The 18,810-nt window shown below is 69.0% G+C and carries 18 protein-coding genes; 13 read left to right on the top strand and 5 right to left on the bottom strand.

Translation table 11 applies throughout. The annotated features are described in order from the left end of the window. The first annotated feature begins 1,012 nt into the window (after nucleotides 1-1,012). A complete protein-coding gene (locus T333_RS14395) occupies nucleotides 1,013-3,064 on the top strand; it encodes a CocE/NonD family hydrolase (protein ID WP_496424694.1) in 2,052 nt (683 codons plus the stop codon). Nucleotides 3,065-3,350: 286 nt separating this feature from the next. Here T333_RS14395 and T333_RS14390 read toward each other — a convergent pair whose 3' ends face one another. After that, nucleotides 3,351-4,010, bottom strand: coding sequence for an NADPH-dependent F420 reductase (locus tag T333_RS14390; RefSeq protein ID WP_496424693.1), 660 nt, complete (start codon nucleotides 4,008-4,010; stop codon nucleotides 3,351-3,353). 566 nt (nucleotides 4,011-4,576) lie between these two features. Between T333_RS14390 and T333_RS14385 the strand changes: the two genes are divergently transcribed. From T333_RS14385 to T333_RS14375, 3 genes are all read left to right on the top strand, one after another. Next, entirely contained in the window at nucleotides 4,577-5,050 is a 474-nt protein-coding gene (locus T333_RS14385; RefSeq protein WP_496424692.1) for a winged helix-turn-helix transcriptional regulator, read from the top strand. A 259-nt stretch (nucleotides 5,051-5,309) separates the two neighbouring features. Further along, a complete protein-coding gene (locus tag T333_RS14380; protein ID WP_354998854.1) occupies nucleotides 5,310-6,545 on the top strand; it encodes a sensor histidine kinase in 1,236 nt (411 codons plus the stop codon). Beyond that, entirely contained in the window at nucleotides 6,542-7,231 is a 690-nt protein-coding gene (locus T333_RS14375) for a winged helix-turn-helix domain-containing protein (RefSeq protein ID WP_354998855.1), read from the top strand. Before T333_RS14380 ends, T333_RS14375 begins: the two co-directional genes overlap by 4 nt. Before the next feature lie 102 nt (nucleotides 7,232-7,333). Here T333_RS14375 and T333_RS14370 read toward each other — a convergent pair whose 3' ends face one another. From T333_RS14370 to T333_RS14355, 4 genes are all read right to left on the bottom strand, one after another. Next, nucleotides 7,334-7,666, bottom strand: coding sequence for a hypothetical protein (locus T333_RS14370; RefSeq protein WP_354998856.1), 333 nt, complete (start codon nucleotides 7,664-7,666; stop codon nucleotides 7,334-7,336). A 129-nt stretch (nucleotides 7,667-7,795) separates the two neighbouring features. Then, complete coding sequence (locus T333_RS14365) at nucleotides 7,796-8,260, bottom strand: hypothetical protein (protein ID WP_496424691.1); 465 nt, start codon at nucleotides 8,258-8,260, stop codon at nucleotides 7,796-7,798. 194 nt (nucleotides 8,261-8,454) lie between these two features. Next, entirely contained in the window at nucleotides 8,455-8,949 is a 495-nt protein-coding gene (locus T333_RS14360; RefSeq protein ID WP_496424690.1) for a hypothetical protein, read from the bottom strand. Nucleotides 8,950-9,090: 141 nt separating this feature from the next. Then, entirely contained in the window at nucleotides 9,091-9,969 is an 879-nt protein-coding gene (locus tag T333_RS14355) for a DUF3109 family protein (protein ID WP_496424689.1), read from the bottom strand. 65 nt (nucleotides 9,970-10,034) lie between these two features. On the opposite strand from T333_RS14355, the gene T333_RS14350 reads away from it, so the two are divergent. From T333_RS14350 to T333_RS14310, 9 genes are all read left to right on the top strand, one after another. Further along, on the top strand, nucleotides 10,035-11,069 hold the full coding sequence (locus T333_RS14350; RefSeq protein WP_354998860.1) for a Ppx/GppA family phosphatase: 1,035 nt from the start codon (nucleotides 10,035-10,037) through the stop codon (nucleotides 11,067-11,069). A 114-nt stretch (nucleotides 11,070-11,183) separates the two neighbouring features. Continuing rightward, nucleotides 11,184-12,800, top strand: coding sequence for an Rv0497 family membrane protein (locus tag T333_RS14345; RefSeq protein WP_496424688.1), 1,617 nt, complete (start codon nucleotides 11,184-11,186; stop codon nucleotides 12,798-12,800). A 139-nt stretch (nucleotides 12,801-12,939) separates the two neighbouring features. Then, nucleotides 12,940-13,815 (top strand): sugar phosphate isomerase/epimerase family protein, encoded by an 876-nt coding sequence (locus T333_RS14340; RefSeq protein WP_354999037.1) that lies wholly within the window; start codon nucleotides 12,940-12,942, stop codon nucleotides 13,813-13,815. Nucleotides 13,816-13,929: 114 nt separating this feature from the next. Beyond that, nucleotides 13,930-14,817: a thioesterase family protein gene (locus T333_RS14335; protein ID WP_496424687.1), complete on the top strand. Its 888-nt coding sequence runs from the start codon at nucleotides 13,930-13,932 to the stop codon at nucleotides 14,815-14,817. A 23-nt stretch (nucleotides 14,818-14,840) separates the two neighbouring features. After that, nucleotides 14,841-15,662 carry a pyrroline-5-carboxylate reductase gene (gene proC / locus T333_RS14330; RefSeq protein ID WP_354998863.1) on the top strand — a complete coding sequence of 274 codons (822 nt, stop codon included), beginning with the start codon at nucleotides 14,841-14,843 and terminating at the stop codon, nucleotides 15,660-15,662. Between the two features lie 191 nt (nucleotides 15,663-15,853). After that, entirely contained in the window at nucleotides 15,854-16,144 is a 291-nt protein-coding gene (locus tag T333_RS14325; RefSeq protein ID WP_354999038.1) for a helix-turn-helix domain-containing protein, read from the top strand. Between the two features lie 244 nt (nucleotides 16,145-16,388). Next, nucleotides 16,389-16,490 carry a 30S ribosomal protein bS22 gene (locus T333_RS14320; RefSeq protein ID WP_003402602.1) on the top strand — a complete coding sequence of 34 codons (102 nt, stop codon included), beginning with the start codon at nucleotides 16,389-16,391 and terminating at the stop codon, nucleotides 16,488-16,490. A 258-nt stretch (nucleotides 16,491-16,748) separates the two neighbouring features. Beyond that, on the top strand, nucleotides 16,749-17,780 hold the full coding sequence (locus T333_RS14315; RefSeq protein WP_354999039.1) for an NAD-dependent epimerase/dehydratase family protein: 1,032 nt from the start codon (nucleotides 16,749-16,751) through the stop codon (nucleotides 17,778-17,780). Next, nucleotides 17,777-18,805, top strand: coding sequence for a lysophospholipid acyltransferase family protein (locus T333_RS14310; RefSeq protein WP_496424686.1), 1,029 nt, complete (start codon nucleotides 17,777-17,779; stop codon nucleotides 18,803-18,805). Before T333_RS14315 ends, T333_RS14310 begins: the two co-directional genes overlap by 4 nt. Nucleotides 18,806-18,810 lie beyond the last annotated feature (5 nt).

Here is an 18,810-nt window from a genome sequence, read left to right as displayed (position 1 = left end):
GCCGCTGCGCCGCTGCGCCGCTGCGCCGCTGGGCTGCACGGCTACGGGGCCGCGGGACTGCGGGGCCGCCCCGAGCTGGTGGCGTTGGCCATTCGGGCTCTCGTGTGCCGAGGAGCGCCGTCCGAGGCGATCCGGCTGCGCTGCTGACCTGCCGCGCCGCTGGACCGCTGGGCTGGTTGAACTGCGGCCGCGGAGCTTTCGAGTTGCTGGGCCGCCGCGCCGCTGGGCTGCGAGGCTGCGCGGCTGCGCGGCCGCGGGACTGCGGGACCGCCCCGAGCTGGTGGCGTTGGCCATTCGGGCTCTCGTGCGCCGAGGAGCGCCGTCCGACGCGATCCGGCTGCGCCGCTGACCTGCCGCGCCGTCGGGCTGCTGGGCTGCTGGGCTGCTGGGCTGCTGCGCCGTCGGGCTGCTGGGCTGCTGGGCTGCTGCGCCGTCGGGCTGCTGGGCTGTTGAACTGCCTGGCTGCGGAGCCTTCGAGTTGCTGGACCGCCGCGCCGCTGGGCCGCTGGGCCGCGGGGCTGCGCGGCTGCGGGGCCGCGGGACTGCGGGACCGCCCCGAGCTGGTGGCGTTGGCCACTCGGGCTCTCGTGCGCCGAGGAGCGCCGTCCGACGCGATCCGGCTGCGCCGCTGGGCCGCTGGGCTGCTGGGCTGCTGGGCCGTCGGGCTGCTGGGCCGCTGGGCCGCCGAGCCGCCTGGGGCCGAGGGCGTCGACCCACTCGCCCCCCGCGCCGGAGAACACCGCCCGGCGCGATCCGGCTGCGGAACTCGCGAATCCGCCCGATTTCGGCCTGCATTCCGGCGTGTACACGGGTCTCGGCGCGGTCGATACGGTAAACCTTCGTTCTGGCGCTCGGATCCCGCGAAGATCTCCATATTCAGAGGCTATTGCGAGCCGTCAAGCGTATGTGAATGGATATTCCAGACGAACTTCGCGAATCCGGGGGTACTTACCGACTGGTAAGTTGTGTATGCTTCCGGACGTTCGACAGTCCGAGAGGTGGATCACGTCCGATGAAGTACGCGCTACGGGCCACAGTCGCGGCGCTCGCCGCCGCCGTGCTCGTTCCATTCCTCACCACCGGTGCGACCGCCGCACCCGTCGCCACGGGTCCCGACGGCGGCGCGGCCGGAGCGGCGTGGGTCGCCACCGAGGACGGCGTCCAGCAGTACCCGAACGTGCACATCGAGTGGGATGTGCCGATCACCATGAGCGACGGCACGGTGCTGAAGGGCAACGTCTACCGGCCCGCCGACGCCTCCGGCCGACCGATCGACGCGCCGACGCCGACCATCGTCCACATGACGCCTTACACCAAGCTGGTGTCGAACCTCGCCGATCACGCGCAGTCCGTTCCGGTGCTGTCCGAAGCGCTGCTGAACCTGTTCCGGCAGATCGATTTCAGCGGCACCCCGCTCTCCGGAGTCACCGATCTCACCAAGGCCTTCGGTGGCGGCGAGCTGCGCAACTTCACCGTGGACCGGCAGCTGATCAAGAGCGGGTACTCGCAGGTCGTCGTCGACGTGCGCGGCACCGGCTTCTCGCAGGGCGAATGGGACATGCTCCGCTCCCGCGAGCAGCAGGACACCCTCGAGGTGATCGACTGGGCTTCGCGTCAGCCGTGGTCGGACGGCAAGATCGGCATGAACGGCATCTCCTACTCGGGCATCAACCAGGTGCAGGCCGCGTCCAAGCAGCCGCCCGCGCTGAAGGCGATCTTCCCGGTGGTGCCGGGCAGCGACCTGGTCAACGACGTTCTCGCTCCCGGCGGCGGCTTCGGCTTCAACTTCATCCCGCTGTGGCTCACCGCGATCAACACCCTCAAGTGGGTGCCGGACGTGCAGTCCATCGTGAACGGCAAGTTCGACTGGGAGTGGCTCAACGATCGCGCCGCCTCCCCGCTCACCTTCATGGACGTGTTTCTGAACGCCTACACCGCAACGCGTTTCGAGGACGCGGACCCGCGCCTGCTCGACCTGCTCACCCACAGCAGCCCCGAACGCGGCGACTACGTCAGCGATCCCACGCAGATCCGGGTGCCGACCTTCGTCGTCGGCGGCTGGCACGATCTGTTCACCTACTCGGAATCCAAGATCTACAACCAGATTCCGCTGCCCGCGGGCCAGAAGCAGCTGCTGATGGGCAACACCTACCACGTGAACTCCGGCAACGAGTACGGCAAGCCGGGCCTGCCGCCGCGGCTCGACGTGTTGCAGCGTGCGTGGTTCGACAAGTGGCTCAAGGGAATCGACAACGGCGTCGACAGCTACGGCCCGGTCACCCTGCGCCAGCAGGGCGGCGGCTGGGTCACCCAGAACGGCTTCGGCGATTCGGCCGTCGGCGAGGCTGCCGCGCAGCACCGCCGCATGTACTTGTCCGCGGCGCCCAGCGGCACCGCCCAGAGCGTCTACGACGGCTCGCTCACCGCTGAAGCGAACGCCGACACCGCGCGGCTGACCGTCGCGCCCGGCCTGACCACCCTGTGCTCCAACGACGCGGCGCAGGGCAGCGCGGGCGTGCTGTCGATCATCGACGGTTGTGCCAAGGACTCGCGGGTAGCCGAGCTGAACGCGCTCACGTTCACCAGCGCGCCGGTGGCCGAGGCGACCACCATCTCCGGCCCGATCGCGGTGCGGCTCAACACAGTTCAGGACGCGGCCGACGGCTACTGGACGGTGACCGTCAACGACGTCGCGCCCGACGGCCAGTCGACCGTGCTCACCTCCGGTCAGCTGATGGCCTCGCTGCGCGAGATCGACGAGGCGAACAGCAGTCGTTCGGCCAACGGCGACTACACCGACCCGCGCCCCTACACCTCGCTGGAGAAGCGGCAGCCGACGGTGCCCGGCGAGGCCACCACGCTGGACATCACGCTCAGCGCCACCGAGGCGATCCTGCAACCCGGCCACCGCCTGCGGGTGGACGTGTTCGCGAGCAACTTCCCCAAGGGACTGCCCGTCCTGCCGATGCTGCTCGACACGGAACTGAAGCCGCAGCACGTCCAGCTGGACCCGGCGCGGCCGAGCTTCGTCAACATCCCGGTCCGCGGCAACCACGGCTGGTGAATCCGGTCCTCTGACACCCGTTCTCGCCCAACAGGCTCGGCGACCCCCGCGCATCCGGCACCGGAACCCCTGGCCGGTCAGCCCGAACCACCATTTCTCTCCCGTCGATAGAGAAATGGTGGTTGGGCCGAATCGACGGTGGTCAAATGGTGGCAAGTTGATCTTCAACAGCCACCTTTTGACTACCGTCGATTGCGTAGCCCCCTTGACAGGCTCACGGTCCGTGGCCGCCCACTCCAGAACGCACCAACCGAACCGGCGCACCCGCCCAACCGGACAACCTCCATCAATCCCGCGTAGCGAACGCCCCAGCCAACGGCGGCAACATCGCACGAGCGTCATGCCCTCCGAACCAAAGCCCCACCGCCAGAACCGAAGCCGCTTCCAGATACCGAGCCCGATGCAATCCACCCGCGAGGAACGGTCGCAGCTTCAAATCCTCGGCCAACTCCGCGACGAGACGCACAGCAGCCGGATCGTCGCCGCACAGAGGCACCGACAACGTCGCGCCCTCGAACTCGCGTACCTCTGCCGCCCACACCTCGGCCGCACACAGGTTGAACCCCTTCACCACCCGGGCGCCAGGAACGGTTCCGGCAATCCGCTCGGCCACCGCGTCTTCCCCGAGCACGAAGTTGTCCGTCCCGTCGGACGCCGCATCGGGCTCGAACGCATTGGTGCAGTCGACGAGTACGCGCCCGTCGAGCCCAGGCGTCCCCCGCAAGATGTCGTCCAACGCCTCGACCGGCACCGCCAGCAACACCACGTCACCGAACCCGGCCGCCTCCTCGATGCTTCCGCCCCGCGCGCCATACCCGACGGCAGCAGCGACTTCGGCTGCCGCCGCACCCCGCCGCGCGCCGAAGCAGACCTCGTGCCCCGCCGCGGCCCAACCACCGCCCAAGGCCCGTGCCATCGCACCCGCCCCGATGATCCCGATCCGCATGTCCAACTCCTCACTGTCGAATGTGCTTCCGACGCTAGGGAATTCGATAGGCACCTCCGGGTGCCCAACGCCGATGCCATGCTGAACCCATGCCCGCGTCCCACGCCTCTTCGGCGAACACCGGCTCACTGCCTCGCGGCCCTCTGCCACCCCACCCGGACGCGCCCGCGCCGACCTGCCCGTCGCCCGGCTCGCGACAAGCCCCGACCCAGGACTCTCAGCCGGACGCGCCGCCACGCGCGGCCTATGGCTCAGCACAAGGAGACTCGGCCGCGATGGCCCAGCAGGACGCGCCGCCCCGCCCACCTCACAGCTCGCCGCGCTCTGCCCCCACTCCGGTCTCTCCACCGCACGCACCCGCGCCGACTCGCGTATCCCACGGCTCGTCGCAGCAAGACCCTCTGGTCGCCCACGCGGACGCGCCTACCCTGACCCAGGCATCCGACAGCTCGCCCCGGCACGCCCCTACTCCGGTCGTCCAGCTGCGCGCGCCTACCCTGACTCGCGTATCCGACAGCTCGCCCCGGCACGCCCCTACCCCGGTCGCCCAGCTGCCGGTGCCTACCTTGACTCGCGCATCCGACAGCTCGCCCCGGCACGCCCCTACACCGGTCGCCCAACTGCACGCGCCCGCCCTGACCCGGACATCCGACGGTTCGCCACGGCAAGTCCCCGATCTCGTCACCTACCCGCCCTACGGCGACTACGAATCCGACTGCCCCGCCCGCATGGGCGTCGACCTGTTCGGTAACTCCTGGCTGCCGGTGATCGTCTACATGCTGCGGGACGGGCCGATGCGTCCCGGCGAGCTGCGCACCGCGATCGGCGGGATCAGCCAGAAGATGCTGACCCAAACGCTGCGCCGCATGGAACAGCTCACCCTCGTGCACCGCCGCCGCTACGCGGAGGCGCCGCCGCGGGTCGAGTACGAGCTCACCGAAGCGGGCCGCGATCTGCTCGGGCCGATCTACGCGCTGGGGGAGTGGGTCGACAAGCACGGGCGCGCGGTGAACGCGGCGCTCGCGGGAGATGCGGATTGACCGTGCGGCCCAGTCTTTCCCGACCGATCTCGGCGACCCGAGCCGATTTCGACGGGCCCTCAGCGCCGCCGAAAGTCGATCTTCGCGATGCTGACGGCAACACTTCGAAGTCGATCTTCCCGGCGTCGACCCTCCTCGGCACCCTCGAGTCCGAACAACGCGTAAACACACGGCTAACGGCCCTGGAAGGCCCCATGACCTGCGTGAAACTTCGCGTACCCGGCGTTGGTCAGTCGGTCGGCGACCGTACGATTCAAGTGTGAGTGTTCCGCAGGCCGTGTTGTTGGCAGTCCTCGCGGCTGTCGTCGGCCTGGCAGTCGGCGGGCTGCTCATTCCGTACGTGAACGCCCGCCAGGCCGCCCGAAGACAGGCCGATTCCGGACTGACCATGTCGCAGGTGCTCGACCTGATCGTGCTCGCCTCCGAGAGCGGCATCGCGGTGGTCGACCAGTACCGCGACGTGGTGCTCGTGAACCCGCGCGCCGAGGAGCTCGGCCTGGTCCGCAACCGCCTGCTCGACGAACGCGCCTGGGCCGCCGTGGAGAAGGTGCTCAACACCAGCGAGTCCGCGGAATTCGACCTGACCGCGAAGAACCCCATGCCCGGCCGCAGCAGGATCGCCGTGCGCGGCGTCGCGCGGCCGCTCTCGCCGGAGGAGACCGGCTTCACGGTGCTGTTCGCCGACGACGATTCCGAGCAGGCCCGCATGGAGGCCACCCGCCGCGATTTCGTCGCGAACGTGAGCCACGAACTCAAGACCCCCGTCGGCGCGATGAGCCTGCTCGCCGAGGCGCTGCTGGAATCGGCCGACGATCCCGAGGCCGTGCGCCACTTCGGCGAGCGCGTGCTCGGCGAATCCCGCCGCCTCGGCAAGATGGTGACCGAACTGATCGCGCTCTCCCGCCTACAGGGCGCGGAGAAGCTGCCCGAACTCGAGGTCGTCGACGTCGACACGGTCGTCATGCAGGCGGTGGACCGCTCCCGCACCGCGGCCGAGGCGGCGGGCATCACCGTCAGCACCGACCGGCCGAGCGGACTCGAGGTCCTCGGCGACGAGACATTGCTCGTCACCGCACTGTCCAACCTGGTGGAGAACGCGATCGCCTACTCGCCGACCGGCTCCCACGTCTCGGTGAGCCGTTCGCTGCGCGGTGATCATGTCGCCATGGCGGTCACCGACCGTGGCATCGGCATCCCGAAAGAAGACCAGGAGCGGGTGTTCGAACGGTTCTTCCGTTCCGACAAGGCGCGCTCGCGCGCCACCGGTGGTACCGGGCTCGGTCTCGCTATCGTCAAGCACGTGGCGGCCAACCACAACGGTGAGATCACCCTGTGGAGCAAACTGGGCACCGGATCGACGTTCACCTTGCGAATACCCGCCCACCTCGAGACCGACGGCGAGGAAGAAGCCGAGAGTCCCACGGTGAGCACGAAGGAAACCGGCCCGCGTCCCCAGGGGCCGGGCAGACCCAATGGTGTGGAGGCACGCAGATGACGAGTGTTCTTATCGTCGAGGATGAGGAGTCGCTGGCCGATCCGCTCGCGTTCCTGCTGCGCAAGGAGGGCTTCGAGGTCACCGTGGTGGGCGATGGACCCTCCGCGCTCGCCGAATTCGACCGTTCCGGCGCCGACATCGTCCTGCTGGACCTGATGTTGCCCGGCATGAGCGGCACCGATGTGTGCAAGCAGCTGCGCACCCGCAGCGGCGTGCCGGTCATCATGGTGACCGCGCGAGACAGCGAGATCGACAAGGTGGTCGGTCTGGAACTCGGCGCCGACGACTACGTCACCAAGCCGTACTCCTCGCGTGAGCTCATCGCGCGCATCCGCGCGGTGCTGCGCCGCGGCGCGGGTGAGGAGATGGAGGGCGGCAGCGAGAACGGCGTGCTGGAGGCCGGTCCGGTGCGGATGGACGTCGACCGCCACACCGTGATGGTCAACGGCAAGCCGGTGACGTTGCCGCTCAAGGAATTCGATCTGCTCGAGTACCTGCTGCGCAACTCCGGCCGGGTGCTGACCCGCGGCCAGCTGATCGACCGGGTCTGGGGCGCCGACTACGTCGGCGACACCAAGACCCTCGACGTGCACGTCAAGCGGCTGCGCTCCAAGATCGAGGCCGATCCGGCCAAGCCCGAGCACCTGGTGACCGTGCGCGGTCTCGGTTACAAGCTCGAGGCGTAGTCGACCGAACAGACAACGGGCCCCGGTTCCGCCTCCTCACCCCGAGCGCGGAACCGGGGCCCGTTCGTCGTAGGTACGTGAGCGGCCCCCGGCGGACTCCCCTTAGGGGAAATAGACCCAGGTCGGGCCGATGGCGGGAACATCGGTCTTGCGCAACGTGATCCAGCCGAGGTCGTCTTCCTGCATGCAGTCGTAGAGCGGCACGGTGGTGCCGTTGCCGCGGCAGGCGATGGTGCGGCTGACGCCGTAGGGGCTCATGATGACGTTCTTGCCCTCTTTGGCGGCGTTCACCGCGGCCGGATCGGTCGCGGGCACGAAGGTGGCGGTGAAGTCCGCGAACTTGGTCGGATCCGCGTCCGGCTCTGCGTGCGCGCCGCCTGCCATGGAGAGGGTCGCGCCGATGACGAGTGTTGCGAGGGTGAGCGCTTTCTTCATGACCCGAGATCAAACCCGAAACTGGTGACGCCCGCATGGCGAGCAGATGACCTGCCGGGTGCGTTCGGCGCACCCGAGCTGGTCGGCCGCTGTGCGGGTCGCCGAGTGACGACCCGCACACCGCGCGCGTCAGCTGCTGCCGAACAGGCCGCCGAGCAGCCCGCCGAGCAAACGTCCCGCACTGCCGGTCCCGCTGCCGGATGCGCTGCCCGAGCTGCCGGTGCCGCCGCTGTTCGCCTTGGACACCTCGACCATGATCGACTTCGTGCTGCCGCCCTGTTCGACGGTGATGATGTGCTCGCCCGGCGTGCTCGGCTTCCATTCGATGGTCGCGCTGCCCGGCGGCCACGGCACCTTGGGGCCGCCGATGAATTCGCCGTTGTCGCTGAAGTAGACGAGCAGACCGCCGGAGGCGCCACCGACGTCGGCGGTGATCGTGTACGTGCTGCCGACCTTGTGGTTGCTGCCGTCGACCGAGACCGACTGCACGGCCGCGTGTGCCGAGGGCGCGGTCAGCACGGCGACGGCGGTGGCGGCCGCGAATGCCGTGAGTCCGACGCCCGCCCCGCGCCGGATGCTGCTTGTTGATGTCATGGTGCTCCTCCTGTGCCGACCATGCGATCGACTGGACCCTACTCTTTGAAGCGGAGATGTTTCAGATTTCGGCTCGAGTTCGCCGAGTCGAAATATCGTGCGGCGCGGACTTTTCCGACGGCGCCTGCGAGTCGTGCCTGATGGGCATAGCCGGACGCGGGCCGCGCACGGCCGGAGCGAAGGCGGAGGTACGCCTAGCTCCCGTTGCCGAACAGGCTGCCGAGCAGCTTGCCCGCGCTGCCCGTTCCTGCGCTGCCGGTGCCGCCGCCCGGATCGCCGGGATCGCCAGGATCTCCGGGGTCGCCCGGATCTCCGGGATCATTCGGGTCCTTCACCTGAACGACGATCGTCTTGGTGCTACCACCTTGTGACGCGGTGATGAGGTGCTGTCCCGGCGTCGTCGGCGTCCAGCTCACGGAGGACTCGCCGACCGGCCACGGTACCTTCGGCCCCGCGATGTCGTCGCCATTGTCCGACCAGTAGACGAGCAGCCCGATGCCCGCGCCGCTCAGCTTGGCGCGCAGCGTGTAGGTGGTGTTGATGGTGTGGTCGGCGCCCGAGACGGTGATCGAGTCGACGGTGGCGTGGGCCTGCGGCGCCGCGAAGACGGCGACGGCCGTGGCCGCGGCGAAACCCGCGAGCCCGGCGCCGATCCGGCGTCCGACCAGGGCGGAGGTGGTGTAACTCATGGTGTGCTCCCTGTGCTGCCCACTGGATGTGGGCCTCCGCACAGTAAGCGACCGAATGTGTGAAATGTGGACGTTTCGCAAAACTGGACAAGCGTCCGCTAGGGGTTATCTCTCTCGCGCTGTGCCGCGCCCAGCCCGGCTCTACTCTGCCGCGCCGTGCGCCGACTGCTCCGCATTGCGCTGCGCGTGCACCGTCGCGGGATGCACCGCGATCAACCCCAGCCCTTCGCGGCGCTTGCAGTGCCTGGCCAGCTCCTCGTAGGCCGGTTCGCCGAGCAGTTCCTTCAGCTCGGGCGCGTAGGACTGCCAGACCGGCCGCGCGCCGACGTGCGCGTCCGGCGAACCCGAGCAGTACCAATCGAGATCGAGTCCGCCGGGACCCCAACCGCGCCGGTCGTACTCGGTGATCACGGTGCGCAGGATCTGCACGCCGTCAGGCCGGTCCACCCACTCCTGGGTGCGCCGAATCGGCAACTGCCAGCACACATCCGGCTTCACCGTGTGCGGCTCCATACCGCGGCGCAGCGCCATCGTGTGCAGCGCGCAGCCGACGCCGCCCGCGAAGCCGGGCCGGTTCAGGAAGATGCACGCGCCCTCGAAGCGGCGGGTGCGCAGGGCGGGTTCGTCCTCGAGCTCGTCGAGTTCGAGATAGCCCTTCTTGGTGATCTTGCCCTTGGCGTTCTGGGCCTCGCCCATCAGCTGCCAGTCGGCCGGTGTGAGCATTCTCACAGCGTTGCGCAAGCGCTCCTGGTCGTCCTCGTCGGAGAGGAAAGCGCCGTGTGAACAGCAGCCGTCGTCCGGGCGATCGGCGATGATGCCTTGGCAGGCGGGCGTGCCGAAGACGCAGGTCCACCGGGACAGCAGCCAGGTGAGGTCGGCCACGATCAGGTGCTCGTCATTTGCTGGATCCACGAACTCGATCCATTCGCGCGGAAAGTCCAGATCGACCTCGGGTGCCGGGTCGATCTTCGCCGCTGGTCGGGGCCGGGTTCGGCTGCTCGCCGCTGCGCCTACCGTCACATCTGCAGACGCTAACAGTTCGATCGCCTGGCCTGAAGTGGTGGTCGACCCAGTACCGTGTTCATGTGCGGCTTGGGGTACTCGACGTCGGAAGCAATACCGTTCACCTGCTCGTGGTGGACGCCCACCGGGGTGGCCACCCGATGCCGATGAGCTCGACGAAGGCCACGCTCCGGCTGTCGGAGAACCTGGACGAAGAGGGGCGGATCACCGTCCAGGGCGCCGAGCGCCTCATCAAGACCGTGGCCGAATTCGCCAACATCGCCGAGACTTCCCGCTGCGTCGAGCTGATGCCGTTCGCCACCTCCGCGCTGCGCGAGGCCACCAACTCCGAACAGGTGCTCGCCAGGGTGCGCGCCGAGACCGGCGTCGATCTGCAGGTGCTCACCGGCGTCGACGAGGCCCGGCTGACCTTCCTCGCGGTGCGCCGCTGGTACGGCTGGAGCGCGGGCCGCATCCTCAACCTCGATATCGGCGGCGGCTCGCTGGAGATGAGCAACGGCGGCGACGAGGAGCCCGATGTCGCGCTGTCACTGCAACTCGGGGCGGGCCGGCTCACCAGGGAGTGGCTGCGCGAGGACCCGCCGGGCAAGCGCCGGGTCGCGGTGTTGCGCGACTGGCTCGACGCCGAACTCGTCGCCCCCGCCAAACAGCTGATCGATGTGGGTAAGCCCGACCTCGCCGTTGGTACGTCGAAGACCTTCCGATCGCTCGCGCGGTTGACCGGAGCCGCACCGTCGGCGGCGGGCACGCGGGTGCGCCGTACACTCACCAGCTCGGGCCTGCGCCAGCTGATCGCGTTCATCTCGCGGATGACGGCGTCGGACCGTGCAGAATTGGAAGGCGTAAGTTCCGATCGGTCACAGCAACTGGTGGCTGGCGCATTGGTCGCGGAGGCGAGTATGCGGGCACTATCGCTGGATACGCTCGAGATTTGTCCGTGGGCGCTGCGGGAAGGACTGATCCTGCGCAAACTGGATACCGATATGAACGGTGGACCCAGAGCGTCGTTGCTGACGGGACCGGCGGCCGAACCAGGCAAGCCGGCGTCCGACGGTGGGGCGGGGCTTTCCGGTCCGGTCGAAACGGTGTCGTCATGAACGAACGCAGTGAGCCGAGCGTCAGCGAGGCGCAGGCATGAGCGAACGCAGTGAGCGAATCATGTGCAAGCGTGCATCGCGCATGCCGGAGCCGAGTGTCAGCGAGGCGCGGGCATGAGTGATGAGTCCAAGCAGCTATCCGTTGCCGAGCTGCTGGCCCGCAACGGGCAGCAGGGCGCGTCGTCCTCCGGCGGCGGTCGCCGCAGACGCGGTGGCCGCGGCATTTCTGTCGCCGAGCTGACGGGAGATCTGCCGGTCATCCGGGATGGCGGCAGCCACTCCGCGCACGCCGCGCCCGACGACGAGGTCGCCGAAGCGCCGCCGTCGTACGAGCCCGCTTCCTACGCGCCGACATCGTTCGAGCCACCGTCTTTCGAGCCGTCCTCGTACGAACCGGCAGCTTACGAGCCCGCCGCATTCGAACCGGTTGCGCCCGAGCCGGTTTCGTACACCGCTCCGGACCCCGTCGCGGAGCTGCCGAGCCACTCGCCGATGTCGGGCCCGATCACCCGCTACGACCCGCTGGCGCCGTTCCGGGAATCGACGTCCTATCCCGAGCCGACGCCCTACCCGGCGACGCCGTCGTACTCGGATCCGCCGCCCGGGCGCTCCAACCTGGTGATGCCGGGACGCGACATGTCCTCCGGCTCCCGGCACAGCGCGCCGGACCAGAGGGAATCCGCGGCTTCCTACGCCGATCAGCTGTCGGAGGCGCCGCGTAGCGGTCGCGGTGGCCGCAGGCGCAAGCCGGACCCGGACGACGACGTCACCATGGTGGTCGGCCCGCCGCTGCGCGATCCGGTCGATTTCGACATCCCCCGCAACGGGCACCCGGAAGAGCCGCGCGGCTCGGACCGGCAGGAGCGGGGCCGCGGTGGCCGGGCCGCGCGCCGAAGGGCGGCGGAGGCCGACGAGGCAGGCCCCTCGACCGCGGCGTGGGCGCCGCCGTCGAACGATTTCGCCCCTGATTCCGCGCCCTTGCCGCTCTCTCCGCTGCCGGAACGCGCCAAGCCGTCCGGCCGCGCGCCACGCCAGGAGCCGCAGGAGGAGCAGCGAAGATCCTCCCGGTCCGAGACGCTGCGAGCTCGTGCCGAGGGTGCGGTGCCCGCGTGGTCGGCGAGGAGGCACAAGCCGGAGCCGGAGAAGTCCGTCTCCGAGCCGGAGTCGGGCGGCATCCCGACCGCCGCGTGGTCGCTGGCCAGCCAGGATCAGCAGCTGCTCTCCGGCTCCACGGTGGCGGGCGACCTGCTACGCGACGGTGTCGAGCGCGCCGAGCGCGCGGGCGGTCGCGGTCGGTCGCGCGGCGGCCGCGCCCAGGTCGAGGTCGACGAGGGCTTCACCGATGTGCACGACCCGTTCCTGCTCGAAGACGACGAGGACGAGGACGACGCACCGGAGCCGCAGCGGAAGCCCGCCGCCCGTCCGGCACAGCGCCGCTCCCGCGCCGCGCGCAAGGCGGAGTACGACGCCAACCGCAAGCAGTGGATGATCCTCGGCGGCCAGAGCGCGGGCGCGGCAGTCGCCGGAATGTTGCTGTTCAAGGGTTTCGAGCGAATGTGGGAGATGCTCCCCTGGGTGGCGCTGGCGCTGGCGATGATCGTGATCCTCGGCCTGGTGGCCCTGGTGCGGATTCTGCGCCGGACCGACGACATCCTCAGCACGGTGATCGCCGTCGTAGTGGGCATCTTCGTCACGCTGGGACCGCTAGCCTTTCTTCTCAGTACGAACTGAGTAGGGAGCGGCTGTGGGGAACATCGGGCAGGCGGACGACACTCGGATCGGTAGCGCGGTCGGGGGACCGGCGCCTGATCAGAGCGGACAACCGGACGGGGGGACGCCGGGCGGGGCGGGGAGCCCTCCGGGCCGCGACATTCTGGTCGGGCTGTCCAGCGCGTCGGTCTACCCGCAGAACACCGAGGCGGCCTTCCGGTACGCGGCCGATCTCGGTTACGACGGCGTCGAGTTGATGGTTTGGGCCGAGCCCGCCAGTCAGAGCATCGCGACCGTGCAGAACTACACCCGCAAGTACGGCGTTCCGGTGCTCGCGGTGCACGCGCCGTGCCTGCTGATCTCCCAACGCGTGTGGGGCGCGGATCCGGTGGCCAAGCTGGAACGCAGCGTGCGCACCGCCGAGGCGCTCGGGGCGGACACGGTGGTCGTCCATCCGCCGTTCCGCTGGCAGCGCCGCTACGCGGAGGGCTTCGCCGAGCAGGTCGCCGAGCTCGAGGAGCACAGCCCGGTCGTCGTCGCGGTGGAGAACATGTTCCCGATGCGCGCGGACACGCTGTTCGGCCGCGGCGCGAACGCGGCGAAGCGGCTGGAGCGGCGCGGCGGTCCGGGTTGGGGCTTGACCGCGTTCAGTCCGTCCTACGACCCCACCGACACCGGCTTCCGGCACTACACCCTCGACCTCTCGCACACCGCGACCGCTGGAGCGGATCCGCTCGCCCTCGCCGCCAGGATGGGACAGGGCCTGGCCCACCTGCACCTGGCCGACGGGCGCGGCGCGGCCCACGACGAGCACCTCGTCCCGGGCGACGGCACCCAGCCCTGCGTCGAACTCTGCGCGCAGCTGGTGCGCAACGGTTTCACGGGGCACGCCGTCGCCGAGATCAACACGCAGAACGCCCGCACCACCGCCCATCGCGCGGCGATGCTGCACCGCACGCTCGCCTTCGCCCGGCTGCATCTCAACGGCGTCGCGCTCAGTCCCGCGCCCGCCTCGGCGCAGGCGAATCGGGCATGACGCGAGCGCTTCGCTCGGTGTGATATCGATCGGCCTCCCCGCGGGGAATGTCCCCGCCGCTACCGAGGGTTGTACGCTGTACGAACGCTCGCATGCGGCAGGACAGGAGTGACGATGACGCTGGAGTTGACTACCGACGCGGTCGAGCCGACGGCGGCCGACGCGCCGTTCGGCGAGGTGTGCGCGCTGACCGAACTGCTCTCCGCCGACCCCGAGCTCGGCCGGTACGCGGGCGTCATCGACAAGATCTGGACCATCGGGCCGAAGGTGCACGGCGGCACCATGGTCGCCGCGAGCGCCGCGGCCGCCACCCGCTGGCTGCGCGCCTCCGATCCGGCGCTCGCCGACATGGCCCCGATCGCGGCGAGCTCGGACTTCCTCGGCGCGCCCGAGCCGGGAGAGGTCGAGTACGAGGTGCGCGTCCGCAAGATCGGCCGCCAGATCTGCCTGGCCGACACGACCCTCACCCAGAACGGCCGCGCCATGGTGCGCACCGCGTTCACCTTCGGCCACCTCGACGACATCGAGCCGCTCTACGCGCCCGAGCACGGCGATATGCCCGCCGAACCGCCGTCCGGCGCGATGGGCTACGAGGGTTCGCCGATGGGCAAGATCGTGAACGTCGCCAAGGGCGCCGACCTCTACCTGGACCGGTCGTGGGCGCCGTTCCTCGAGGGCGCGAAGGGCGAGCCGCGGCTGCGGCTGTGGATTCGCCCGTTCGAGGGCGATCAGCGCGACCCCGACGTGTCGATGTACTTCGCCATGATGGCGGCCGACATGAGCCCGCCGGTGCCGATGAACCTCGGCCACTTCGGCTGGGCCCCCACCGTGCAGATGACCACGTACTTGCGGCGCAGGCCCGCACCGGGCTGGCTGCGCGTCATCGCCACCTCGCACGAGGTGGGCGGCCGCATGTTCGACGAAGATCAGCTCATCCTGGACAGCACCGGCGCGGTGGTCGCGCAGAGCCGTCAACTCGCACTGATTCCCCAGCGCCGCTGACGCGCCCACTAACCTTGACCACCATGACGAGAATTGCGGTGATCGGTGGAGGCCGGATCGGGGAGGCGTTGATCGCCGGTTTGCTGGAGTCCGGCAGGGCGAGCAAGGATTTGGTCGTCGTCGAGACGCACGCCGATCGGGCCGAGCTGATCGCGAGCCGGTTCGGCGTGCGCGTCACGGGCGAGGCGGCCGACGCGGCCGTGGGCGCCGATCTGCTGGTGATCGCGGTCAAGCCGGGTGATGTCGACACGGTGCTGACCGAGCTGGGCAAGGCCGAGCTGAACGCGGGCGACCGCGACCAGGTGCTCGTCTCGCTGGCCGCGGGTGTGCCGACAACGCGGCTGGAGGCCAAGCTGCCCGCGGGCTTCCCCGTGGTGCGGGTGATGCCGAATACCCCGATGCTGGTCGGCCAGGGCATGAGCGTGCTCGCGCCGGGGCGCTACGCCAAGCCCGAGCAGCTGGAGCTGGTCACCGACGTGCTCGGCGCGGTCGGCAAGGTCGTGACCGTCGCCGAGTCGCAGATGGACGCGGTCACCGCCGTGTCCGGTTCCGGCCCCGCCTACTTCCTGCTGGTCGTCGAGGCCATGGTCGACGCAGGCGTCGGGCTCGGCCTGACCAGGGACGTCGCCACCCAGCTCGTGGTGCAGACGATGGTCGGTTCGGCCGCGCTGCTCGACGAGTCCGGCCAGAGCGCGGTGGACCTGCGCGCGGCCGTCACCTCGCCCGCTGGCACCACCGCGGCGGCGTTGCGCGAACTCGAGCGCGGCGGCGTTCGCTCGGCGTTTCTCGAGGCTTTGCACGCGGCCAAAGAGCGTTCCGCCGAGCAAGGCGCGTCGGCGGAATAACACACAACGCGTACATCTAGCGTTCGCATTGGGGCAAACCGGGCGTCAGAAGCTGATTTCTCACACACGTCGCAGTAATCCCACTAGCCCCGCTAAGCTTCAAGGAGCACGTGCGTGTCTGTTCCGCCGGTGGGGAAGCCGGCGGCGCGGACGTGCCGGAGGTCAATGGTGCAATGATGTCTTCCAACAAGATGTCTGCAAATAGCTCGGGGACGTCGCCAGGTTCGTCCGGCCCATCAGGTGGCCGTAGCGGTGGCCGAGCGCAAGGCAGTTCGGGATCGTCGGGCCAATCGATACTCGGCGGTGGTACTCAATTCCTCACCGTCGCCGAAGTGGCGAATCTGATGCGAGTGTCCAAGATGACGGTCTACCGGTTGGTGCATTCGGGCGAGCTGCCCGCGGTGCGAGTCGGCCGGTCGTTCCGGGTGCACGCGAAGGCCGTGCACGACTACCTGGAGACGTCTTACTTCGACGCCGGTTGAGGCGGTTTCGACCACCGACGGGCCCCGCGCGGCATGCGGGAGCCCGCGAATGACGGCGTGCGTGCCCGCGAGGGCCGTTGCTCGTGCCGCCATCGGATACCGGTAGGATGAACCCTCGGTTCGTGTTCGCCTGCCTGCGGCGCCAGTTCGTGGTGTCCGGTGGCCGCTGGCGGCGCGGATGCCGAAATCAGCTAGGCGTACGCGACGGCGTGCGCGCCGAGTAGAGAGAACGCGAGGACACCCTATGGGTTCTGTGATCAAGAAGCGCCGCAAGCGCATGTCGAAGAAGAAGCACCGCAAGCTGCTTCGCCGCACGCGTGTTCAGCGGCGCAAACTCGGCAAGTGAGCATGCGCGCCCTTGGCGCGAGATGAGGCCCGTCACCAGACCGGTGGCGGGCCTCTGTTTTTGAAACGGTTCAGTTTGAAATATTTTCATGTAACCGGTGACTGAAGTCATCGTTAGAACCTGATTAATACCCTCGGCGACCCAGACGGCAGCGGCTACTCTGGAACCGCCGAAAAAACGTAAATGGGGGCCTGGTAGGTGGGATCGGGTGCTGCGGTGGGATCTGACATAAGAGACGGGCACACGCCCAAAGTCGTGATGGTGACCGGCGCCAGCCGCTTCTTCGGCAGCGCCGTGGTAGCCAAGCTCGCCCAGGATCCGGCCGTCGAGCGTATCCTCGCCGTCGACACCATGACCCCGAGCCGGGAGCTACGGCGCCGCATGGGCCGCGCCGAGTTCGTCCGCGGCGACATTCGAAATCCCCTGATCCGCAAGGTGATCGGCGGCCACGAGGTCGACACCGTCGTACACACCGCGATATTGGCCAAGCCGCCCGCCGGCGGTGGCCGCGCGGTGATGAAAGACCTCAACGTGCTCGGCGCCATGCAGTTGTTCGCCGTCTGTCAGAAGTCGCCTTCGGTGCGGCGCGTCGTGGTCCGCTCGACCTCGGCGATCTACGGGTGCAGCGCCAAGGATCCGGCGAAATTCACCGAGGAAATGAGTGCCCGCACGCCGCCGCGCGGATGGTTCGCGCGCGACATGATCGAAATCGAGGGTTTCGTGCGCGGCCTCGCTCGCCGCCGTCCCGATATCGCGGCATCGATTCTGCGTTTCGCGCCCATTGTCGGCCCGCGACTGGCCGGCCGCGGCGTACAGTATCTCCGTTCACCGGTAACCCCGACCGTCTTCGGCCGGGACCCTCGAATGCAGCTGTTGCACGAAGAAGATGCGGTGGCCGCGCTCGCACACGGGGCGCAAGCGGCCCCCGGTGGTACCTACAACGTCGCGGGTGATGGTGCGTTGGCGCTGTCGCAGGCGGTGCGTCGAGCGGGGCGCATCGAACTGCCGGTGCCGTTCACGGTGTTCCGCACCGCGGGTCGCGCGTTGATGGGGCCGGTGATGCGGGAATTCACCGGCGAACAACTCGATTACTTCCATTTCGGCTGTGGCCTGGACACCACGCGGATGCGAAACGAACTCGGTTTCGAGCCGCGCTGGACAACGGTTCAGGCGTTCGACGACTTCATCGGGGGCGCAGCGTTGCGGCCCGTCTTCGATCCGGCGTGGATCGATGCCGCAGAAAAGAAACTGCTCGGCCTCATCGGGGCCGGTACGGGAGCACACCAATGAACGACGTGGCGAAAGTCATCCAACTTCATGATCTGAATATCGAAACCAGGCAGCGCACCAGCACTCGTCGCTGGCCCGAAGCGCCGAAGGGCGAGACGAAGCCGAGCCGCGTCACGTCACTGACCGATCGGCTCGCCTCGGCCGTGCCGCAGACGCCGCAGTCGCTGTCCGACCTGATCCGCAAGGAGGTCGGCAAGCAGATCGGCCGCACCGCCGACTTCGCGCGCCGCCGCGTCACCGGCGACTACCAGGTCGACGAGTTCGGCTTCGACGAGCACCTGCTCGAGTCGGTCATCCTGCCCGCGCTGCGCCCCCTGTCGGACCTGTGGTTCCGCGTCGAGGTCAGCGGCATGGAGAACATCCCCGAGGTGGGCGGCGCGCTGGTGGTGGCCAACCACGCGGGCACCGTTCCGCTCGACGGCCTGATGCTCCAGCTGGCCATTCACGACCACCACGCCAAGCAGCGCGCGCTGCGCCTGCTCGCCGCCGACCTCATCTTCGAGCTGCCGTTCCTCGGCGTGCTGGCCCGCAAGGCCGGGCACACGCTGGCCTGCCGCGAGGACGCCGAACGCCTGCTGCGCTCCGGCGAGCTGACGGGCGTCTTCCCCGAGGGGTTCAAGGGCGTCGGCAAGCAGTACTCCGACCGCTACAAGCTGCAGCGCTTCGGGCGCGGTGGTTTCGTCGCGGCCGCGGTGCGCACCGGCGTGCCGATCATCCCGTGCTCGATCGTCGGCTCCGAGGAGATCTACCCGAAGCTGGCCGACATCAAGCCGCTCGCCCGCCTGCTCGGACTCCCGTACTTCCCGGTGACGCCGATGTTCCCGCACCTCGGCCCGCTCGGCGCGCTGCCGCTGCCCTCGAAGTGGTACATCGAATTCGGCAAGCCCATCGCCACCACGTCCTACGAGCCGGAGGCCGCCGACGACCCGATGACCATGTTCGAGGTCACCGACCAGGTCCGCGAGACCATCCAGCAGACGCTCTACAAGCTGCTCACCAAGCGCCGCAACCCGTTCACGGGATAGTTGGC

The organism is Nocardia sp. CNS-044, assembly GCF_059570515.1.
This window is presented reverse-complemented; position numbering and strand designations above follow the sequence as displayed.